This is a genomic window from Aeromicrobium phragmitis (assembly GCF_003674095.1).
Classification (GTDB): Bacteria; Actinomycetota; Actinomycetes; order Propionibacteriales; family Nocardioidaceae; genus Aeromicrobium; species Aeromicrobium phragmitis.
In genome coordinates this window covers 286,910-307,711 of sequence record NZ_RDBF01000003.1, presented here as the reverse complement: position 1 = coordinate 307,711, position 20,802 = coordinate 286,910, and the positions used below count along the sequence as shown (strand labels likewise).

Here is a 20,802-nt window from a genome sequence, read left to right as displayed (position 1 = left end):
CCGACACCTCAGGGGAGATCCGCAGCCACCACGTGACCGCGATTCTCCCCCCAGATGCGCTCACCGGCCGGCGCTCTTAGCGTCGGAAACACACCTGTGAGAAGGAGAAGCTGATGAAGACCGCCGAGATGATCAACGCCTATCCGAACGACATCGGACTCGACCGGGACCTGCTCGCCCGCGCCGTGAATGCCCTCGTCGCCTGCAGCCAGGCGTGTACCGCGTGCGCAGACGCGTGCCTGAGCGAGGAGATGGTGGCCGAGCTGCGTCATTGCATCCGCACCGACCTCGACTGTGCGGACATCTGCGCCACCACCGCGCGCGTACTCTCGCGCCACACCAGCTACGACGCCGACATCACCAAAGCTCAGCTGCAGGCCTGCATCCAGGCGTGCAAGACCTGCGGCGAGGAATGTGAACAGCACTCCACTCACCACGAGCACTGCCGGATCTGCGCGGAAGCCTGCCACGAGTGCGAGCAGGCGTGCTCCGAACTCCTCGCCAGCATCGGCTAAGACTTAGGGCCCCTGGGCCACTCGCAGTTGCGCGGTCGACTCGGCCGCGATCCGTGCGCTGTCGCGCCACCCGGGCGGCGTGATGGGCAGGGCGTAGGTGCGCTCGAGGCGCACGTACACCGTGCCGTCGTTCACGCGCAGCTGTAGCGCGGTGTCCGCGGGAAGTGCGGCTGCGGCGAGGCGCTGTGCTTCGACAGGGTCGATCGGCACGTCGCTGTCGACCCCCGACACTCACTACCTCAAGGCAAACGGACTGAATGTTCCCCCTTCGCAGCTTAGTCGTATGCGGACGATCAATGTCCACTTCGAGGGATTCTCATCTGGCTTTTAGCCCAATGTGCCCGGCGTCATCACTCCCGACTGAGGGCCCCGCGGCGGCAGGCGTGACCAGGTCCGGCGCTCCACGGCGTCCCTGCACGTGCACTGCGAGACTCGGCCCTCCGATTCGCTGTCGGCACAGGGAAGTTACTGAGGAGCTTTGCCCGAAACGGAGCGCAGCCGTCCGTCTTTCTGATTTACTACAGAAGCATGAGACTGCCCTCACGCTTCAAAGCGCTCTTATGCGCTGCGCTACTCGTCGTAGCCGTCCCCTTCGCGGCTACAGCTGACCCCAACCGGGGCGAAACACCCCAAACGGGCGACCCGAAAAGCGAGATCCGCAACGGCCTCCTCGCGGCCGAACCGATCGACGACCTCGGGGACAACAAACTCGGTTCCCTGCCAGCAGAGGCCGACAACAAGATCCCCGACGACGTTCTCACCCTTACCGAGAGCATCCACTGGGGGTGGAATCACGAAACCATCAGTTTCGTGGACTACGACCGCGATACCAACACGGTCGAGGTGATCGTCTCCCCCTACGCGGCCCAAGACAAGATCGACGAGATCCAAGCCCTCGACGAACGCGTGGTGATCCGACACGCGAAGCACTCCAAGCAAGAGTTCACCGATATCGCGCATCAACTCTCCGGAACCAAGGTCGGAAATGCGACCATTTGGGGTTCCGGCCCCAACCTCGAACACGACGGCCTGATCGTCTACGCCGAACCCGACGAGAACGCGCTCGCTCGCGGCACCCAGAATCTCGAAGACTTCGAGACGACCGTTCAGGGGTTCGAAGCGACCGTGCGTCTCGAATCCAAGCCGATCGCGGCCGTTGGCTCCCACCGGTTCGCGGACTACGAGGAACCCCACCTCGGCGGCGCCTACATGAACCGGGTCAACTACGGCTGCACGACCGGTATCCCTATCGGTCAACCGTCGACCCTTCGTTCCATCGCGACCGCACATCACTGCGCACCGCACGGCACCCCGTACTACGCCGGCCAGAACCAGAACGTCCCGATCGGTTCGATGGTTCACACGAGCCGCAACAACAGTGACATCTCCCGGCTCTACCCAGCCACCACCTGGGCCCCCTACGTGTATGTCGGCCCGTTCAACTCGGCGCTGGTCGCCCCTATCCGTGGCCTCCAATCCGTGCCGTACACCACCTCGAACGTCTGCTATTCCGGCGCCTTCACCGGCACCATCTGCGGCAACACGGTCGAAGGAATCGTGAACGGACTGACCGTGGAAGTGCCCGGGCAAGGGATTCAGACCTACGACAATCTCATCCTCACCCGCCACTCCCAAGGCCTCGCGGCAGCCGGCCAAGGTGACTCCGGCGGCCCGGCACTGATCAACAGCGGCGGCAACTCCCTCGCTTCCGGCGTCATCAGCGCGATCCAACCTCACAACGGCGCATGGGACACCTGCAATGGGCTTGGCGACCGAGCTTGCAGCAGGCTCGTCCTCTACTCCCCCATGTCGAACTTCCTCCTGGGGAACCCTGACTGGGGTGTGCTGTACGTCCCTTGAGCCATCCGTCGCACGAACAGTGAGGCCCGCCCCGTCCCCTCGGCGGGCCTCACTCATTCCTGGCAACGATCCTCGCGCTGAGAACTTCCGGCCTTCGAAGTAATGTCCCGTCCGCGAGGCATTAGGAGCGTTGGTCTCCCGTACGCGCAACACAGAGGGCAACGGAGGCACCACCGTTCTCATTGCGGACGTTGACGGCAAGCGAAGAAGGTCCCACGCTGTCGCAGGCTTACTTACCCTACGCCGAGGATGGCAGGATGCGAGGCATGCCCATCGATAAAGAATGGAAGACCGCACCGCCCGCTGAATCGCTCTTCGGTTCAGAGCGCTTCACCGGTCTAGACGCAAACGTCCTCGACTTCTGGCGCTTCGCGATGTCGGACCTGCGGGTGAACAATCTTCGTGGCTATCTCGCGGAGTTCCTGGTTGCACGAGCGGTCGGCGCGTCTGGTCCCCGCGTCGAATGGGACGCGTATGATGTCCTCGCGCCGGACGGCACTACGATCGAGGTCAAATCGTCCGCGTACCTGCAAGTGTGGGAACAGCGCCGACCGACCGCAATCACCTTCCGCGGCTTAAAAGCGCGGCCATGGAATCCGCGCACTGGCTACGCGGACGAGGCGACCTACAATTCCGACGTTTATGTCTTTGCGATCCAGACCGCAACCACTCATGAGACCTATGACCCGCTTGACATCGCCCAGTGGGAGTTCTACGTCGTTCCCCGCGACAGTCTGGCGGTGCTCGGTTTCAAAACGATCAGGCTGTCAACACTCTCTATGCTCGCCGGTGAGCCCGTTAGCTATCGCGCACTCGCGGACGCTATCAGACGTTCAGCGAAAGGAGGCGAGTGAACATGTTCAAGCACTCGAATCAGAACTCGTCGAACGACACCGGTGACACCCGCCATTCGACCTCAGCCTTCCGACGAAGTCCCTTAACTGTCACCGTCCTTGGTCTGGTCAAGTGCCTTGAAGAACTCAGACAGCATCGCCGACCTAGAGGGGTGGCGCGCTTTGGACAGTGCCCAATTCCGGATGGCCGCCACAACCTGCTGACACGCAGTAATGTAGTCGAGAGCACCCGCTGGGGTCACATCGACATCCTTCGTATGGACCACGTCGTTCCGCAACCGGATCAAGTCTTGCGTCACGCCCGCAAACTCGGAGAGCGCCCCGACTTTCATGACCGAACGCAGCATCATGTTCCGGGACCGCAGTGGTGGTTCCATGTTGTCAATAGTCCAGGCGGCTACAGCAACGGACTCCAACTCCTTGAACGCGACGATCACAGCGGACTGTGGAGACGCACTCACGACCGACTCCGCAGCGTCGAAATCTGGATCCGCGAGCAAGGTGCTTATCGCTGAACTTAGAGCATTCCGAAGCGCTAGTCGGCTCAGTTCCGCATCAACCGCGTTCGACTCGGGGTCGACGGGGATAGGCCTCTCTTTAGGGAGGCCCGGTTTGTCAGGCGTGGGCATGTTCGAGGTTGCTTCGCCGAGGGGGTGCTCCTTGTCCTCGCCAGCCACCTTCTCGGAAGTACGCTCGGCGGCTTCTCCTGCAGCCTGCTCGGCTTGGGCTGCCTCGCTATCGAACCTGCCCGATCCGACCGGGGTCGTCACCTCGCGGAGAGTGTCGATTTTTGAGGCTATCTGCTTCCGAAAGAGCAGGACGACACCACCAAGAACGACCGGCCACGCGAGGGTATCGACGTATTCCAGAATCAACTTCGCGATTTCCACACTAGTCAGTGTTCCAGCGCCGGGGACGATGCGCGTCTACTTCCAGGCTGAGTCGTGTTGCAATTTGGACAGCATTTCCCCCGCCGCCATGCGCATGCTCGGCGTCCGCCGACCTATTAGCGGCGTAGGCGGCGGCAGAGTCTCCGCGCCAACCGCCGAGTCAGCCTATGCACCATAGTTTTCGCTCGCCAGGTCTCCGCCTCCGCCCGGCAGCCCCTAGCCGGAGCACTCGCTATGCCTGGCCTAGCGCTTGCCGTGCGTCTACACGAAGGTTCGATTTCGGCATGGTGTGCAGGCGGAAGCGGCCCACTCGCCGCGCCTCCTGGACCGAGCGCCACCCGGGGAAATGGTGCAGTGCATTCCTGACCCTCGCTCGCTCTAAAACTACTCGTTCTCTCGTGCGTCACCTGCCAACGTGAGCACTTCACCCAACAGCACGTAAGTCTGAAGGAACACGAAGCGGGCCTCCTGAACGGAAACCTCGGAATGTGTGCCCGCCGAGCAGCGTGAATACAGGTCCTTCAAAGCCCTGCGGATGCGGTCACGTCGTCCATGCGAGGCACCCGTCGAGTGCACGTGCGCCTGCAACCGATTGAGGACCTGCTGCTGCCCGACCTCAAGCGAGTGCCCGCCAGCCTCGTAGGACTCGGCGACAGCCGGAAACACATGGTCCGCCACCGCGTCGATGAGGCGTCGACAGGTCGTCAGCGCCTGGCTCACCGATTCGGGATCACCGTCGCGCAATCGTGCTGAGACCTTCTCAATCTTGTCGAGCGCTGAGCCACCCGCCTCTGCGAGCGTGCCGTCCACGTCGGCCTGGGCTTGGGCAAACAGCGTTGCTTGCAGCTCGCTGAACAGGAGTTCGTGGTACACGTCCGCCACCATGTCGTAGGTCGTTGCCACTACCTGGCCGCAGATGGCGTCAAGTCGGCCATAGACGTCAGCGTTGGAAGTGATCCTCTCGTCATGATTGCGGCTGGCTATCAACGCGTTGTCTCCCGAAAAGTTACCGCCGCCTCGCAGTGCCTCCATCGCCTGGCGGGCGCCTTCACGCATCGCTTCAACTCTAACGAGCGGGATCGGGATGTACTTTTCGCGATCGTCGTTGACCCATCGGCCGGCTTTGCTGATCCACTTGGCGGGCTGCCTGACGGCGTAGCCTTCGCGCTCTAGCGAAAGGAACTCCTGTAGGTCGTCATGGCCGACAAGCCGCGCCAGTCTGCTGGCCTTGAGCACGATCTCCGAGGCTTTCAAGCGCTGGAGTTCGATATCTTCTAGCAACGCTTCAGCGAGCCGCAGCGCTTCGGCCTGTCTGTCCATAGTTCCATCAGATCATGACTAACGGACACGATTCGGTCTAGTCGCCGTCAAGGGAACGTGTGTCCGTTGACACCCGCCCCTTGCCGTAAGAGCGTCCACTCGGGCTGTCTGACCCGAGCGAAGTGAAACGCGCGGCTTCGCCGCTCAGCGGGCTGGACGACCACGCGGCGGATAAGGTCACGAACGACGCGTAGCTGTTGATCGAGGGCGGCGTGTCCCAGCATGAGCGAGGGCTTCGAGCCCGTCTGCACCTGAGTGAAGTCACCAACCAGTCGAAATGCGACGTCCGCCACCGCCGCATGCCCCGGCGAGACCGTTCCCTGTCACACGCCGAGCGTAGGCGCAGCTGCTTGCCGCGGGTGCGGCCGGCTCACTACACCACCATGACGTGATTCGCGCGCTGTGCGATCGACGGCGTGGGAAGCCGGTCTGCCGCGGCCAGGGCGCCGACCGCGGCTTCGACGCTCGTTCGACCCTGCATGAGCTGATCAACAAACGGCGACAGCTCCCTCCGCGTTTCTAGATCAGCGATAATCGGCGCTACGACGTCCAGCAAGTCTTCGGCGTTGATCTCAGCGAGGCCGTCACTGCCTCGGGACAGACCACGCATCTGCACCCGATACGCCTCAGAACACAAGGCAGCGACAACGTCGATCCTGCGATCCTCACACTCCGGCTTCAGGCGGAGTCGATGCATACCGTTTGTGACTCGGATATCGGTGTTGTGGCGACCGACCATCATCCACTTGCGCACGCTGGACCAAAGACCGCCGACAAAAAAATCGCCCGGTTGCGCTTCATGCCTAGCACGCGCGGGGAGCTCCCAGCCCCTGACGGGCTCGGCGCGATAAACACCAGCCTCCACGTTCTGAAGTTCGACGTACTGATAGATCTTGCTCGGATCTACCTTGAGGGGCTTTCCATCCTCGCCCCTAGGCTCTGGAACGACCTCGAAAACGTCGCGGAACCTAAAGTGAGGGACTGCCTCAATGGCCGAGCGTACGGACTGGAACTTCCGAGAGTAACGCTTCGGATCCAGCGTGAGGTATTGGTCTTTGATAACGATGTCCGAGCTGATCGTCCAGCCCTCATTATCGCTGGCTACATTCCCCACCCCCTTAGCGAGCCAGGGGAAATCTACCGCAGCATTCGAACCTCGAATGCTCGCCAAAGCGGCGCCGAAATCACTGTCGAGAACGGGGTCCGAGTTCTCGTCGAGAATGAATGTCCCGTCCTCGGGGTCTCTACGGTAGATCGGAAGCCCCTTCTTGTCACCGGTGTTCCACCCTACCTTGTCGATCACTTCCACTGCGATCTCATATGACTCAGCGTCCGCGACGTGCGCAAGCGGAGTTTCACGCTTCTCCAGGAACACGACCGAGGCGGAGACATCGGCTCCGGAACCCTTGAAGGTAAAGCGCGGAAGCGCAATGATCGCCGCAACCCTTGCATGCCGGAGCAGCCAGTTTCTCGCCTGCACGTACTTGGGTGACCTATTTCCCAGGTAACCGTTTGGAACAATAAGCGCCACACGTCCAGTACCGGGCCGCGCGAGCTTGATGCAGAGTTCCGCGAACAGGATTCCGGTTTCCTGGCGCTCAAGGGGAACCTTCGTCGCGCGCCAATCATCGCCGACGCGGTTCTGTTCGCGCCCAAGCTCGAACTTCTTCAGGACCTCGACGCGCCTCTCTAGGATACGGATGCCAAACGGCGGATTACAGACCACGACGTCCCACTTGTCCTTGTTTGACCCTATAGTCATCAGCGAGTCTTCTCGCTTAATATTGGACTTCCCGTCACCGTTCAGGACCATGTTGAGAACGGCGACCTGGACTGCCTCCTCAGAGACGTCGGCACCCCAGACACGACTGGCATAGTCGGGGTAGTTTTGTCCACGTCGGAACGCCGCCGTTAGGAAGTCCGCACTGCCGCACGCGGGATCGCGTACATCTTCGTTCCACTGCGGATTGATCACGTCGATAATGAACTCGGTAAGGGCGGGCGGCGTGAAATACTGCGCCAAGTCCCACTTGTAAAGCCCCTTTGCAAAGTGCATATAGAACTCTTGGATGACGCTGTGTTTCATCGTCGTAATACGGTGCGGCGCCAAGATCGACATCACTTCGAGGAATGAATCGTCGGGAAGGTTAAGGGTCTTCGGTACTGGCTGGGGCAGATGGCGTTCGTAGTACTTGGCCGCTTCGGAGAGCACACGGCTGAATGCTCCCCTTGCATGCTCGGCTGATACGCCAAGCGCTTTGAAGTCCTGAATGGCCAACGGCTCGCTGGCGTTGACTACATGGTCGTGCTCATCGTGAAGTTTCGCGAGAAGGAGTTGCAGCATGACACCGAACCGCTTACTAGGGCCGATGGAAGCCGAGTGCAGCACATCCTCGATCCGATCGAAGATCTCCTTGAGGCTCGCGTCGCTGCGGAGCGCGCCCAGGGTGAGGGCGCGGACCCCCGGCGCATGACCGAACGGCGACAAGCTCGCAAGCGGGCCTTCCATCGTCACCCGCGCACCGTCAACTGTCCTCTGCCAGAAGACCCGCTGCTCGACGTTGTCCCAGTATAGAGCGACGCAGGTGTCTTTCGGCGCGAAGCCAAGCAAGGGACGCACCTGGTACTGCTTCGCCTTCGTGGCGGAGGCGTTGTCCCGCTTCACCTCAGCCAACAGCACTGCATGCGCAAGGCGATCATCCACGTCACGGCTCACGGCGGAAGCATCCGTGTCGAGCACGATGAAGTCGGCGCGGAAGCTGTTCCGTCCGTTGTTCCCGAACTTCTTGATCACCGGTTCAACGATGAAGTTCTCCCTGGGGTAGCCCCTATCCACCAAGTACTTGATGGCCTCTACCCGGAACCTCTCCTCCGACGGAGTGAGACCGTCTGCGCTCCGCCCTGTGACCTTGAGCCGACCACGCACCGGGCACACAAGAGTCAGTCCATTCGCCATGCCTTCACCCTAAGCGGCCTGCGGGACCTTCCCCGGGCGCTCCCAGCGCCGTGTTGCGCTCCTCCACCCCGAGGGCGTGGCGTTTACGCACGACATCGGCACCGGCAAGCGGCGAGGCAGCATGAGTTGAACGTGATGGTCGCTCGCGAGCTTCAACGCGCACTCGACCGGCCTGAGATTGGCGCAACGATGAGCAAGGTTAACGCCTCAGACGAGTTCCTCGCCGCGACAAAGCGCGCACAGGGTGTAGCTACAGAGACCAAGCGCCCCGCCTGATACACCCTGATCAAGCACCAAAAAAGGAGATTGGCGTATCGTTTAGAAATTCTCGGCGGCCGAATCGTCGAGGAACCGCTGCAGCGGCCGGAAGCCGGCGCCATCGGCGACCAACTGTCCGCCACCACGTCGGGATCGTCGAGCGAAGGAATCGCGCCGGCGAGTCTGCGCGCCTCATGTTGAGCCACCACGTCGGCCGCAGCGCGGCGTACCGCCTGACCGTCGGTGCGCGGGTCGATCCGACGATCGCGCACCAACTGACGCACCTGTTACGTCCACGGCCCACCGCCTTCCCCCCCGAAAGACGAGCCATTTCTAGCGGTCCTGCACGATATCGTCCGTTTTCGCAACCCCTCGATCTCGGGCTGTGGAAGAACCCCTCCACCAAAAGCACAGCGAAACCATGCATCGGTCTGATTCACTCAAGCGTATGCGGGTGACAGGTACCAAGGCGGCGTCATACGCGGCGCTACTCGTCTTCACGATTCCATTCGCGGCTACTGCCAGCGCGCACGAGGATGCACCTGCGTCCGGTGACTCGACACCGGAGAGCCACAATGGTCTCCTTGCAGCCGAACTACTCGACGACCTCGAGGACGACGCGCTCGGTTCCCTGGCGTCCGAGAACGGCAACAGGATCCCCGACGACGTCCTCACGCTCACCGAAAAGATCAGTGCGAGATGGGGTGGCGAAATCGTCAACTCCGTGAACTACGATCGCGCCACGGACACGGTTTACGTCCTCGTCTCCCCTTACGCCGACCGAGCCGACATCGGCGACATCCAGGCCCTCGACGAGCGAGTGACGATCCAACGTGCGAAGCACTCGAGGCAGGAGTTCGTTGAGATTGCGCACCAACTCTCCGGCACAAAGGTGGGCGACGCCACGGTGTGGGGAGCAGGGCCGAACCCCGACCACGACGGACTGATCGTTTATGCCGAACTCGATAAGGACACGCGCGCCCAGGGAACCGAGGTCCTTGAGGGCTACGAGACAACCATCCGAGGGTTCGAGGTAACGGTGCGCCTCGGAGCCCGGCCTATCGCGGCGGTCGTCGCTCATCGGTAAGGCCGATTTCGGCGGATCATGCGCAACAGTGCTTTTCAGCGCCGGATGAAGACCGCGATACCCGCCTACCCGTCGCGCGGGCGCGCATAAGAGGATCGACCAGGACAACGCCGACACACGATCACCCATTGGAAGAACGGATACCCGTGAACCTCAGCACCGACCAGCGCGACGAACTCATTTCACGGTTCCAGTCGGTCACGCTCGACGCGATCGACGCCGGGCGTCGACACCTCACGGCACGGGAAGCCGCCGCGCTCGTGGGCGAGGTGGAAGCCGTACTCGCGCCGCCGGCCAGCCCGCAGGTCGCGGCCTCCATGGTCGAGGGGACGCTCACCATCGCGTGCGACGGTTCGTGCCTGTCCAACCCCGACGGCCCGACCGGCTGGGCCTGGGTCGCCAGCGACGGCCGCTCCGACCACGGCGGCCTGGTGTCCGGGACCAACAACATCGGTGAGCTGCTCGCCCTCATCAACGCGCTGCAGGCGCACCCGAACAACGACCTGCACATCCAGCTCGACTCGCAGTACGTGCTCAACTCGGTCACCAAGTGGATCCCCGGTTGGAAGCGCAAGAACTGGAAGACCGCCGCCGGCAAGCCCGTCGCCAACGTCGAACTCATGAAGGAACTCGACTCCCTCGTCGCCGAGCGCAAGGCCGCCGGCGTCGCCACCACGTGGGAGTGGATCAAGGGCCACAACAATCACCCGCTCAACGAGGCCGCCGACAAACTCGCCGGCGACGCCGCACGCCGCTACGCCTGAGGGTCGCAGCGCATTACGTCCGTCACGTCGACCCGGTAGGTTCGTTCTAACGTCGACACGAAGGAGTGACCGATGGCGCAGAAGCAGTCCATTCTCGGGCGCGTCGCCCAGCTGACCCGTGCCAACATCAACGCGTTGTTGGACAAGGCCGAGGATCCCGAGAAGATGCTCGACCAGATGATCCGCGATTACACCAACTCGATCGCCGAGGCCGAGAAGGCCGTGGCCGAGACCATCGGCAACCTCCGCCTCGCCGAGGCCGACCACGCCGAGGACGTCCGCGACGCCCGCGAGTGGGGCAACAAGGCGCTCGCCGCCTCGCAGAAGGCCGACGCGCTGCGTGCGCAGGGGCAGACCGCCGAGGCCGCGCGCTTCGACAACCTCGCCAAGGTCGCGCTGGGCAAGCAGATCCAGCACGAGAACGAGGCCAAGCAGGCCGCGCCGATGATCGAGTCGCAGAACGAGGTCGTCGAGAAGCTCAAGACCGGCCTGGTGCAGATGCGCAGCAAGCTCGGCGAGCTGAACGTCAAGCGAGACCAGCTCGTCGCGCGGCAGAAGACCGCCGAGGCGCAGGCCCGTGTGCAGTCGGCGGTCAAGTCGATCGACATCCTCGACCCGACCAGCGAGATCTCGCGATTCGAGGAGAAGATCCGCCGAGTCGAGGCGCAGGTCGCCGGTCAGGCCGAGCTCAACGCCTCCAGCATCGACGCGCAGTTCGAGGAGCTCGAGCTCGACAGCACGCAGCTCGAGGTCGAGGCACGACTGGCCGAGCTCAAGCAGCTCGGCGCCGGCGGCAACCAGCAGTCGCTCGAGGCCCAGCAGCGCGAGGAGACGGAGAACCCCGCGTGAAGATCCAGCAGAGCTACTCCTACCCCGCCGGGATCGACGCCGTCTACGCGCTGATCACCGACAAGGCGTTCCGGTCCGAGGCCTGCGAGCAGCAGGGCTCTCTCGACTACGACGTCAGCGTCGAGTCCGACGGCGACGGCCACGTGGTCACCATCAAGCGCACGATGCCCGCGCAGATGCCCGAGTTCGTCAAGAAGATCACCGGTGACACCGTCAAGGTCGTCCAGACCGAGAACTGGGGGGCGGCCGACGCCTCGGGCAACCGCGCCGCCGACGTGAAGGTGGAGATCGTCGGGCAGCCCGCGCAGATGAAGGGCACGGCCACCCTCACCGGCGGCCTCGAGGCGACGGAGTTCATCGTCGACGGCGACGTGAAGGTCGCGCTGCCGATCATCGGCCGCAAGATCGAACCCGAGGTCGCCAAGGCGATCAAGGCGGCACTCGACGCCGACGTCGCGTACGGCACCACCAAGCTCTGACCCACGCGCCCGGTCACTGCGCAACGGCGGTGGCTTCGCGTTCGTCCCCTCGCCGGGACAGACGCGGAGCCGCCGCCGTTGTCGTGTTTTCTTGGTCCGTCGCGGCTCGTGGTCTCGATACGGCCCTCGTTCCTCGGGCCTACTCGACCACCTAAGGCCGAGGGGCTAGCCGAAAAGCTCGCGTACGGCACCACCAAGCTCTGACCCACGCGCCCGGTCACTGCACAACGGCGGTGGCTTCGCGTTCGTCCCCTCGCCGGGACAGACGCGGAGCCGCCGCCGTTGTCGTGTGGTCTCGATACGGCCCTCGTCCCTCGGGCCTACTCGACCACCTACAGGTTGCCCTCGTTCCGGTTCCTGAGTGCCGCCGAGAAACGAGGCGGTGTACCGAAGGGCGGTCGCTACTCGACCACCTAAGCCCAGTCAGGCGAAGTGGCGGTGACCGGGATTGCCGGCGTAGGGCGCACCGTCGACGGTGACCTCGCCGGCGCCCTCACGCACCTCGCCCACCACGGTCCAGCCCTCGGGGAGCGCGTCGGCGCTCGGGAAGGTGGCGACGAGCGCGAAGTCCTCTCCCCCGCCCAACACGAACGACAGCGGATCGAGCCCGCCGAGGGCACTGGCCAGCGTCTCGACCGCCTCCGGCAGCACGAACGCCTCGGAGCGAACGTCCACGCCGACCTTGCTGGCCCGTGCGAGATGGCCGAGGTCGGCGACGAAACCGTCGCTGACGTCGATCATCGCGGTGGCGCCGGACGCGGCAGCAGCAGGCCCGGCCGCGTACGGCGGGGCAGGCCGACGGTGCGCGTCGACGGCGACCTTGGGCGAACGGAAGCCGCGGCTCAGCGCGGCGTACCCGGCGGCGGACAACCCGAGGGTGCCGGCGTAGGCGACGACATCGCCCACCTGTGCGCCCGCGCGGGTGACCGGCCGCTCGGCGTCGCCGATCGCGGTGACGGAGATGACGACCTGATCGGCCGAGGAGACGTCGCCCCCGACGAGGTGGGCGCCCACGGTGGCGCACTCGGCCTCGAACGCGGCGACCATCTCCAGGGCCCACTGCTCGGGGAGATCGGCCGGGGCGGCGAACGCCATGGTGAGCGCCGTGGCGACCCCGCCCATCGCGTTGATGTCCGAGAGGTTGGCCGCGGCGGCCTTGTGGCCGATGTCGGCGGGCGAGGACCAGTCGCGACGGAAGTGGCGGCCCTCGACGAGGATGTCGGTGCTCACGACGAACGTGCCGTCGGCGGTGGCCACGTGCGCGGCGTCGTCTCCGGGACCGAGCAGCACGTACTCGCTCGATCCGATCCCTTCGGTGACTCGGTCGATGAGGCCGAACTCCCCGACGGCGGCGATGGTCTGATCAGTTGAGCTCACCTTGCCCATTCTCCCAGCCTGGTGTCCCCCACCACGGTCTCTGCGATAGCGTGTCCCAGCGATGTCGCGCAGAAAGGAGCTATCGATGGCTGTTCAGGCGTACATCCTCGTCCAGACCGAGGTCGGCAAGGCCGCTGAGGTCGCCCGCGAGATCGCGGCCATCGACGGCGTCATCCAGGCGGAGGACGTCACCGGCCCCTACGACGTCATCGTGCGCGTCGAAGGCCCGAACATGGACGAACTCGGCACCCTCGTCGTCGCGTCGATCCAGCAGGTCGACGGCATCACCCGCACCCTCACCTGCCCCGTCGTCCGGCTCTGAGCCGGCGGCTGCTCAGCGCAGGCCGGTCGGCCGCTTGAGAGCGAGCTGCAGGAGCCGCTCCACGAGGTCGGCGTACGCCAGCCCGGACGCCTCCCACGCCTTGGGGAACATCGAGAACGGCGTGAAGCCGGGCATCGTGTTGATCTCGTTGATCACCAGCCCGCCGTCGGCCGAGTCGGTGAGGAAGAAGTCGACGCGCGCGAGCCCCTCGCAGCCGATGGCGTCGAAGGCCTGCAAGGCGTAGGACTGGATCCGGTTGCGCATCGTGGGGCCGATATCGGCGGGAATGACGTTCTGGCTGCTGCCGTCGAGGTATTTGGCCGAGAAGTCGTAGTAGTCGTGCGAGGCGGAGTCGTCGACCACGATCTCGCCCACCTCGCTCGCGATCGGCATGCCGTCGAGGTCCTGCACCACGGCGCACTCCACCTCGCGCTTGCCGTGCGCGGCCGCCTCGACGACGATCTTCGGGTCGAGCTTGCGGGCCGCCTCGACGGCGTCCTCGAGGTAGGTCCAGTCGCTCACCATGGTCACGCCCGAACTCGAGCCGGCGCGAGCGGGCTTGACGAACACCGGCAGGCCGAGCGCGTGAATGCGGTCGATCGCACGGCCAGGATTGGCCTCCCACTCCCAGGGCAGCACCGTCACGTACGGCAGCTGCGGCAGGCCGGCTGCGGAGAACAGCGTCTTGGTGAAGGGCTTGTCCATGGCGGCGGCGCTGGCCAGCACGCCGGCGCCGACGTAGGGAACGTCGGCCATCTCCAGCAGACCCTGGATCGTGCCGTCCTCGCCCCAGGGGCCGTGCAGCAGCGGGAAGACCACGTCGACCTCGTCACGGAGGCGGTCCCACGAAAAGGTTGGACGGTCGACGCGCACCTGCGGGAGCGTGCCGGGCACCAGATCGTCCCACTCGCCGGTCTCCTCGACCCACTGGCCGTCGGGCGTGATGCCGACCGGCAGCACCTCGTACCGGTCGCGGTCGATCACCGCCATCACCTCGCGAGCGGTCAGGCACGACACACCGTGCTCACTGGATCGCCCACCGAATACGACTGCCACGCGCACGCGCTTTGAACCGGTCATCGTCCAGCAGCGTACCGGGACGAGGACAATGGACTCATGACGCCACGCGACCTCACTGCCTCGTCCATCGCCGTCTCGGTCGGACGACCCCACGAGCCGGGCGACCCGCTCTCGGCGCCGATCACGCTGGCGAGCGCGCTCGTCCCCGGCGGCACCGCAGAGTACGCCCGGGCAGGCAACCCGGTGTGGGAGCCCTTGGAACAGGTCGTCGGTGAGCTGGAGCGCGGCCAGGCCCTCGCGTTCGCCTCGGGTATCGCGGCGTCAGCGGCGGTCTTCTCACTCGTCCCCGCCGGCAGCCGAGTGGTCGCGCCCCATCACGGCTACTACGGCACCACCAAACAGTTGACCTCGCGCCCCGACCTGGACGTCAAGCTCGTGGACGTGTCCGACACGGGAGCGACGATCGAGGCGATGGCCGGCGCCGCGCTCGTCTGGCTGGAGTCGCCCACCAACCCGGCCCTCGAGGTGGCCGACCTGCCGACGCTGATCGGCGCCGCTCACGACGCCGGGGCCCTCGTCGCGGTCGACAACACCTTCAACTCGCCGCTGCGCCAACAGCCGCTCGAACTCGGCGCGGACATCGTGACGCACTCGGCCTCGAAGCTGCTCGCCGGTCACAGCGACGTCATCCTCGGGCTGACCGTGACGCGCGATGCCGACCTGTACGCCCGGCTGCGGGCCCATCGGCACGATCACGGCGCGATCCCCGGTGCGCTCGAGTCCTGGCTGACCACCCGCGGCATCCGCACGCTGCACGTGCGCTTGGACCGCGCGGAGCAGAACGCCCGCGAGCTCGTGGGGCGGCTGCGCGTGAGCCCACTCGTCGACGAGATCCGCTACCCCGGCTTCGGCACGATCGTCGGCATCGTGCTGGACGATCCGCACCGTGCGCAGCGCGCCACCGAGGCCAGCAACCTCGTCCGCTATGCGACGAGCCTCGGCGGCGTCGAGTCGACGTGGGAGCGGCGACGCCGGCACGCCAACGAGGCACCGACGATCCCGGCCGGGCTGATCCGGCTCTCGGTGGGCATCGAGGACGTCGACGATCTGTGGGCCGACATCGAGGCGGCGCTCGGCGCCTGAGTCAGCGCACTTCCGGCTTGGCCTCACGACTGATCATCGCCGCGACCAGTTCCTGCGGCCCCATGCGCCCTTCGACGAGCGCGCGGACGTGCTCGACGATCGGCATGTCGACGCCGTGCAAGACAGCGAGTTCGGCGATGGACGTGCAGGACTTGGCGCCCTCGGCGACCTGACGGGTGTGCCCGCTGGCCTCCTGGACCGTCAGCCCCTCCCCCAGCCTCTGCCCGAAGGTGCGGTTGCGCGACAACGGGGACGAGCAGGTGGCGACGAGGTCGCCGAGCCCGGCCAGCCCCGCGAAGGTCATCGGGTCGGCGCCCATCTTCATGCCCAGTCGCGTGGTCTCGGCGAGCCCGCGGGTGATGACCGACGCCTTGGAGTTGTCGCCGTAGCCGAGCCCGTCGCAGACGCCGACGGCCAGCGCGATGACGTTCTTGGTGGCCCCGGCGAGCTCCGAACCGACGACGTCGGTGTTGGTGTAGGGACGAAAGCCCGGCGTGTGGCACCACTTCTGGAGGAACTCCGCGACCTCCGGGTCCGCGCAGGCCACGACACTCGCCGCCGGCTCACGCCGAGCGATCTCCTTGGCGAGGTTGGGACCGGTGACCACGGCGAGGCGCTCGGGGCCGGCGCCGGTGATCTCGGCGATGACCTGGGTCATGCGCTGGCGAGTGCCCAGCTCCACGCCCTTCATGAGGCTGACCAGGACCGCGTCCTCGGGGATGAGCGGGGCCCACTTCTCCAGGTTGGGGCGCAACTGCTGCGAGGGGACGGCGAGCACGACGACGCGTGCCCCGGCCAGCACCTCCGCCGCGTCGGGCGACGCGACGATGCCCTCGGGAAGATCGATCTCGGGCAGGTAGTCGGCGTTCTGACCAATGGCGTTGATCTGCTCGCACAGCTCGGGCCGCCGCCCCCACAAGCGCACGTCGTTGCCGGCGTCCGCCAGGACGATCGAGAACGCCGTTCCCCACGACCCCGCTCCCATCACAGCGGTCGCGACCATCAGCGTTCCTCCTCGGGACGGTAGCTCGTGCGGGGTGCCCCGAGCTTGTGGATGTCGATGCGCGGCGTCGTCGGTTGTTCGCCGCGTATGTCGGCCTGCAGATCGGTGATGGCGTCCATGAGCCGTTCGGTCGCCGCGACGATCTGCGCCTCGGTGGGATGCTCGCCCAGATCGGTCAGATCCAGGGGGTCGCCCACCCGGACGTGGATCGTGGCCCGCGGGAAGAACCTGGGCCGCTTGGCGTAGGGCCAGAGGATCTCCTGCGGCCCCCATTGCGCCACCGGCACGAGGGGCCGGCCCGTTGCGTGGGCGATGCGGACCGCGCCGGTACGACCGCTCATCGGCCATGCGGCGGGGTCACGCGTCATGGTGCCCTCGGGATAGATCGTGAGAATGCCGCCCTCGTCGACGGCGTCGATCGCCGCACTCAAAGACTGCGCCGCGCCTGCGGTGCCGCGATAGACCGGGATCTGTTGCGTGGCGCGCAGGATCGCGCCCAGACCCGGCACGGCGAACAGCGGGTCCTTGGCGAGGAACCGCGGCGGGATGCCGTGATCGACCATCCAGTGCCCGATGAGCACCGGGTCCGTCCACGACAGGTGGTTGACCGCGAGGATGTAACCGGGCTCGGGCAGCTTCTCCGCGCCCTGCCAGTCACGCCGCGTGAGGACCATGAGCAAGGGGCGCAGCACCCAGATGATCACGCGCATCGTGCGCGACATCGGACGTGCAGGCATGCCCCGAGACTACCGGGGCGAAGCGGTGAGCGGCCGTCAGCCGTGGTCGCGCGTCACCGTGCCCAGTGCCGCCGTGAGCGGCGTGGCGGCGTCGAGCGAGAGGATCAGATGTCGCGTGGCGTCCTCAGCCTCCTCGATGACGAGCCAGGTCTGCGGCGCGTCGAAGTAGCGGACGCGCCGGACCACGAGTTCTGCTGCGATACCGAGGGGCGGCTCGACGAGATCGCGCCGGTGCCCGACGACCGCGGGGAAGTCGGCGAGCACCTGCTCGTGGTAGCGCGACTCCGGAGGGTCGTCGGGAGCGTGGGCGCGCTCGCACCACCGCGGGCAATGTTCCTGAATCGTGTTGGCCACCATGTGTCCCTTCGTTGCAGGCGGGTCGTGGCGACGACGGTAGGGATGTGACCTGACAGATCAGGGCTGTCCATCCGGGTTGTCCCCAGGGAGCGACATCGCCACGGCTCAACCATAAACATATGGTGACTTGAATATGGGGATCTCGGCGCCGTTGTCGACGCGCCGGTAGACGACGAGCCCCCAGTGACCACGTCACCGGGGGCTCGTCGAGCGCGAGGTAGCGTCAGAGCGTCGCGGGCTTGAACGACGGCCGCGCGGATTCGTACGCGGCGATGTCCTCCTCGTGCGACAACGTGATGGCGATGTCGTCGAGACCCTCGAGCAGCCGCCAGCGCGTGTAATCGTCGATCGTGAAGGAGTCCTCGATGCGGTCCGGACCCTCGCCGGCGCTGACCGTGCGCTCCTGAAGATCGACGGTGATCGCGGCGCCGGGATTGGCCTCGAGGTACTCCCACAGGGCGGCCACGACCTTGTCGTCGACCTGCGCGGCCAGGAGACCGGCCTTGCCCGAGTTTCCTCGGAAGATGTCGCCGAACCGGGGGCTGATGACGACCTTGAAGCCGTAGTTCTGCAAGGCCCACACGGCATGCTCACGCGAGGAACCGGTGCCGAAGTCGGGGCCGGCCACCAGCACGGTGGCCTGGCGGTAGGCGTCCTGGTTGAGGACGAAGTCCGGGTCGCTCCGCCACGCGGCGAAGAGGCCGTCCTCGAAGCCCGTGCGGGTGACCCGCTTGAGATAGACGGCGGGGATGATCTGGTCGGTGTCGACATTGCTGCGACGCAGCGGCGCACCGACACCGGTGTGGGTCGTGAAGCGTTCCATGATCAGGCTCCTGCCTTGTCCAGATCGGCGGGGCTGGCCAAGTGACCCAGCACCCCGGTCGCGACGGCGACGTCGGGCGAGACCAGGTGCGTGCGTCCGCCCTTGCCCTGCCGGCCCTCGAAGTTGCGGTTGGAGGTCGAGGCGCTGCGCTCCCCCGGCGTGAGCTGGTCGGGGTTCATGCCGAGGCACATCGAGCAGCCGGCCCCGCGCCACTCGGCACCAGCCTCCTTGAAGATGACGTCGAGTCCCTCTTCCTCGGCCTGGAGCCGCACGCGGACCGAGCCGGGCACGACGAGGACGCGCGTGTTGTCGGCGACCTTGCGGCCCTTGATGAGCTCGGCGGCGCGCCGCAGGTCCGAGATGCGGCCGTTGGTGCACGAGCCGATGAAGACAGTGTCGACGGCGATGTCGCGCATCGGCGTCCCCGCCTCCAGCCCCATGTACCGCAGTGCGTTCTCGGCGGCCTCGCGCTCGATCGGGTCCTCGAAGGACGCCGGGTCCGGAACGCGGGCCGAGAGCGGCACACCCTGGCCGGGGTTGGTGCCCCACGTGACGAACGGCGTGACGCTGGACGCGTCCAGGGTGACGACCTTGTCGAAGGCGGCGTCGTCGTCGGTGACCAGACCCTTCCAGTAGGCCACCGCGGCGTCCCACTCATCGCCGGCCGGCGCGTGAGCGCGACCCTTGATGTACTCGAAGGTCGTCTCGTCCGGGGCGATGAGGCCGGCCTTGGCCCCCCACTCGATCGACATGTTGCAGATCGTCATGCGCTCTTCCATCGAGAGCTTCCGGATCGCCTCGCCGCGGTACTCCACGATGTAGCCCTGACCGCCACCGGTGGTCTCCTGCGCGATGAGCGCGAGGATGAGGTCCTTGGCGGTGGAGCCGGGAGGCAGCTCGCCGGTGACCTCGACGGCCATCATCTTGGGCTTGGCCTGGGGCAGCGTCTGCGTCGCGAGCACGTGCTCGACCTCGCTCGTGCCGATGCCGAAGGCGATCGCCCCGAAGGCGCCGTGGGTGGACGTGTGCGAGTCGCCGCACACGACCGTCATGCCGGGCTGCGTCAGGCCGAGCTGGGGGCCGACGACGTGCACGATGCCCTGGTCGAGATCACCCATCGGGTGCAGGCGCACACCGAACTCCTCGGCGTTACGGCGCAGCGTTTCGACCTGCGTGCGCGAGACCGGGTCGGCGATCGGCTTGTCGAGATCGGTCGTCGGGATGTTGTGGTCCTCGGTGGCCAGCGTCAGGTCGGGACGACGCACCGTGCGGCCCGAGAGCCGAAGGCCGTCGAACGCCTGGGGGCTCGTGACCTCATGGATGAGGTGGAGATCGATGAAGAGCAGGTCAGGCTCTCCCTGGGCCTGACGGACGACATGGTCGTCCCAGATCTTCTCGGCGAGTGTCTTCGGCATCACGGTGCCCTTCTAACGGATGAACTTGCGTCTCAACATGCGATACGGCAGTATCAAGGCATGGACAACTCTAGCGGAGTCGGCGTGCTGGACAAAGCGGCCCTCGTCCTGGCCGCTCTGGAGCCCGGCCCAGCGACCCTGGCCGGCCTCGTCGCGGCCACCGGGCTCGCGCGTCCCACCGCCCATCGTCTCGCGGTGGCCCTCGAACACCACCGCTTGGTCGCCCGGGACATGCAGGGCCGTTTCATCCTCGGTCCGCGGCTCGGTGAGTTGGCGGCCGCCGCCGGCGAGGACCGGCTGCTCGCCGCCGCCGGTCCGGTCCTCGCGCGCCTGCGCGACATCACCGGAGAGTCGGCTCAGCTGTTCCGACGACAGGGAGACTTCCGGGTGTGCGTCGCGGCCGCCGATCGTCCGACCGGCCTGCGCGACTCCATCCCCGTCGGCGGCCAGCTGACCATGGCCGCAGGTTCGGCCGCGCAGATCCTGCTCGCTTGGGAGGACCCGGAGCGCATGAACAAGGGCCTGCTCAAGGCGACGTTCTCGGCCGCCGAACTGTCCGCGGTGCGACGCCGCGGATGGGCGCAGAGTGTCGGCGAGCGCGAGCCGGGCGTCGGCTCGGTGTCCGCTCCGGTCCGCTCCCCCTCCGGCAAGGTCGTGGCTGCCGTCTCGGTGTCCGGTCCGCTGGAGCGGCTGACGCGTCAGCCCGGACGCATGCATGCGCCCGCTGTGGTGGCGGCCGCCGAGCGCCTGTCGCAGAGTCTGCGTCGGTGACG

General features: G+C 65.9%; 21 protein-coding genes. 10 read left to right on the top strand and 11 right to left on the bottom strand.

All coding sequences use genetic code 11. The features are described from left to right. The first annotated feature begins 113 nt into the window (after positions 1 to 113). The gene (locus D9V41_RS06220) at positions 114 to 515 is read left to right on the top strand and encodes a four-helix bundle copper-binding protein (RefSeq protein ID WP_121793662.1); all 402 of its coding nucleotides are present in this window, start codon (positions 114 to 116) and stop codon (positions 513 to 515) included. Positions 516 to 518: 3 nt separating this feature from the next. Here D9V41_RS06220 and D9V41_RS06215 read toward each other — a convergent pair whose 3' ends face one another. Then, the gene (locus D9V41_RS06215; protein ID WP_133434127.1) at positions 519 to 725 is read right to left on the bottom strand and encodes a hypothetical protein; all 207 of its coding nucleotides are present in this window, start codon (positions 723 to 725) and stop codon (positions 519 to 521) included. Between the two features lie 318 nt (positions 726 to 1,043). Between D9V41_RS06215 and D9V41_RS06205 the strand changes: the two genes are divergently transcribed. After that, complete coding sequence (locus tag D9V41_RS06205) at positions 1,044 to 2,375, top strand: chymotrypsin family serine protease (RefSeq protein ID WP_133434126.1); 1,332 nt, start codon at positions 1,044 to 1,046, stop codon at positions 2,373 to 2,375. A gap of 266 nt (positions 2,376 to 2,641) precedes the next feature. Beyond that, positions 2,642 to 3,229 carry a hypothetical protein gene (locus D9V41_RS06200; protein WP_133434125.1) on the top strand — a complete coding sequence of 196 codons (588 nt, stop codon included), beginning with the start codon at positions 2,642 to 2,644 and terminating at the stop codon, positions 3,227 to 3,229. Positions 3,230 to 3,312: 83 nt separating this feature from the next. On the opposite strand, the gene D9V41_RS06195 is transcribed toward D9V41_RS06200, so the two are convergent. The 3 genes from D9V41_RS06195 to D9V41_RS06185 all read right to left on the bottom strand — a co-directional run bounded on the left by D9V41_RS06195 (position 3,313) and on the right by D9V41_RS06185 (position 8,395). Beyond that, positions 3,313 to 4,119: a hypothetical protein gene (locus tag D9V41_RS06195; protein ID WP_121793657.1), complete on the bottom strand. Its 807-nt coding sequence runs from the start codon at positions 4,117 to 4,119 to the stop codon at positions 3,313 to 3,315. Positions 4,120 to 4,503: 384 nt separating this feature from the next. Further along, positions 4,504 to 5,439 (bottom strand): AbiTii domain-containing protein, encoded by a 936-nt coding sequence (locus tag D9V41_RS06190; protein WP_121793656.1) that lies wholly within the window; start codon positions 5,437 to 5,439, stop codon positions 4,504 to 4,506. 373 nt (positions 5,440 to 5,812) lie between these two features. Then, the gene (locus D9V41_RS06185; protein WP_121793655.1) at positions 5,813 to 8,395 is read right to left on the bottom strand and encodes a type I restriction-modification system subunit M; all 2,583 of its coding nucleotides are present in this window, start codon (positions 8,393 to 8,395) and stop codon (positions 5,813 to 5,815) included. Positions 8,396 to 9,107: 712 nt separating this feature from the next. Here D9V41_RS06185 and D9V41_RS06180 point away from each other — a divergent pair. The 4 genes from D9V41_RS06180 to D9V41_RS06165 all read left to right on the top strand — a co-directional run bounded on the left by D9V41_RS06180 (position 9,108) and on the right by D9V41_RS06165 (position 11,832). Continuing rightward, on the top strand, positions 9,108 to 9,740 hold the full coding sequence (locus tag D9V41_RS06180) for a hypothetical protein (protein ID WP_133434124.1): 633 nt from the start codon (positions 9,108 to 9,110) through the stop codon (positions 9,738 to 9,740). 146 nt (positions 9,741 to 9,886) lie between these two features. Further along, positions 9,887 to 10,504: a ribonuclease H family protein gene (locus D9V41_RS06175; protein WP_208006760.1), complete on the top strand. Its 618-nt coding sequence runs from the start codon at positions 9,887 to 9,889 to the stop codon at positions 10,502 to 10,504. A gap of 72 nt (positions 10,505 to 10,576) precedes the next feature. Continuing rightward, positions 10,577 to 11,353, top strand: coding sequence for a PspA/IM30 family protein (locus tag D9V41_RS06170; protein ID WP_121793653.1), 777 nt, complete (start codon positions 10,577 to 10,579; stop codon positions 11,351 to 11,353). Then, on the top strand, positions 11,350 to 11,832 hold the full coding sequence (locus D9V41_RS06165) for a DUF2505 domain-containing protein (protein WP_121793652.1): 483 nt from the start codon (positions 11,350 to 11,352) through the stop codon (positions 11,830 to 11,832). The genes D9V41_RS06170 and D9V41_RS06165 overlap by 4 nt, the downstream gene beginning before the upstream one ends. A gap of 423 nt (positions 11,833 to 12,255) precedes the next feature. Here D9V41_RS06165 and D9V41_RS06160 read toward each other — a convergent pair whose 3' ends face one another. Then, on the bottom strand, positions 12,256 to 13,209 hold the full coding sequence (locus D9V41_RS06160) for a thiamine-phosphate kinase (protein ID WP_424922786.1): 954 nt from the start codon (positions 13,207 to 13,209) through the stop codon (positions 12,256 to 12,258). Between the two features lie 85 nt (positions 13,210 to 13,294). On the opposite strand from D9V41_RS06160, the gene D9V41_RS06155 reads away from it, so the two are divergent. Further along, positions 13,295 to 13,531 (top strand): Lrp/AsnC family transcriptional regulator, encoded by a 237-nt coding sequence (locus D9V41_RS06155; protein ID WP_121793650.1) that lies wholly within the window; start codon positions 13,295 to 13,297, stop codon positions 13,529 to 13,531. Positions 13,532 to 13,543: 12 nt separating this feature from the next. Here D9V41_RS06155 and D9V41_RS06150 read toward each other — a convergent pair whose 3' ends face one another. Further along, positions 13,544 to 14,611 (bottom strand): D-alanine--D-alanine ligase family protein, encoded by a 1,068-nt coding sequence (locus D9V41_RS06150; RefSeq protein ID WP_121793649.1) that lies wholly within the window; start codon positions 14,609 to 14,611, stop codon positions 13,544 to 13,546. A 36-nt stretch (positions 14,612 to 14,647) separates the two neighbouring features. On the opposite strand from D9V41_RS06150, the gene D9V41_RS06145 reads away from it, so the two are divergent. Next, a complete protein-coding gene (locus D9V41_RS06145; protein WP_121793648.1) occupies positions 14,648 to 15,694 on the top strand; it encodes a trans-sulfuration enzyme family protein in 1,047 nt (348 codons plus the stop codon). Position 15,695: 1 nt separating this feature from the next. Here D9V41_RS06145 and D9V41_RS06140 read toward each other — a convergent pair whose 3' ends face one another. From D9V41_RS06140 to leuC, 5 genes are all read right to left on the bottom strand, one after another. Further along, the gene (locus D9V41_RS06140; RefSeq protein ID WP_121793647.1) at positions 15,696 to 16,697 is read right to left on the bottom strand and encodes an NAD(P)H-dependent glycerol-3-phosphate dehydrogenase; all 1,002 of its coding nucleotides are present in this window, start codon (positions 16,695 to 16,697) and stop codon (positions 15,696 to 15,698) included. Then, complete coding sequence (locus D9V41_RS06135; protein WP_121793646.1) at positions 16,697 to 17,434, bottom strand: lysophospholipid acyltransferase family protein; 738 nt, start codon at positions 17,432 to 17,434, stop codon at positions 16,697 to 16,699. The genes D9V41_RS06140 and D9V41_RS06135 overlap by 1 nt, the downstream gene beginning before the upstream one ends. Before the next feature lie 36 nt (positions 17,435 to 17,470). Then, positions 17,471 to 17,788, bottom strand: coding sequence for a hypothetical protein (locus tag D9V41_RS06130; RefSeq protein WP_133434123.1), 318 nt, complete (start codon positions 17,786 to 17,788; stop codon positions 17,471 to 17,473). A gap of 226 nt (positions 17,789 to 18,014) precedes the next feature. Beyond that, entirely contained in the window at positions 18,015 to 18,614 is a 600-nt protein-coding gene (gene leuD / locus D9V41_RS06125) for a 3-isopropylmalate dehydratase small subunit (RefSeq protein ID WP_121793644.1), read from the bottom strand. 2 nt (positions 18,615 to 18,616) lie between these two features. Next, the gene (gene leuC, locus D9V41_RS06120; protein ID WP_121793643.1) at positions 18,617 to 20,029 is read right to left on the bottom strand and encodes a 3-isopropylmalate dehydratase large subunit; all 1,413 of its coding nucleotides are present in this window, start codon (positions 20,027 to 20,029) and stop codon (positions 18,617 to 18,619) included. Positions 20,030 to 20,089: 60 nt separating this feature from the next. Here leuC and D9V41_RS06115 point away from each other — a divergent pair, with 60 nt between their 5' ends. Further along, positions 20,090 to 20,800, top strand: coding sequence for an IclR family transcriptional regulator (locus D9V41_RS06115; RefSeq protein WP_121793642.1), 711 nt, complete (start codon positions 20,090 to 20,092; stop codon positions 20,798 to 20,800). The last annotated feature ends 2 nt before the right edge of the window (positions 20,801 to 20,802 follow it).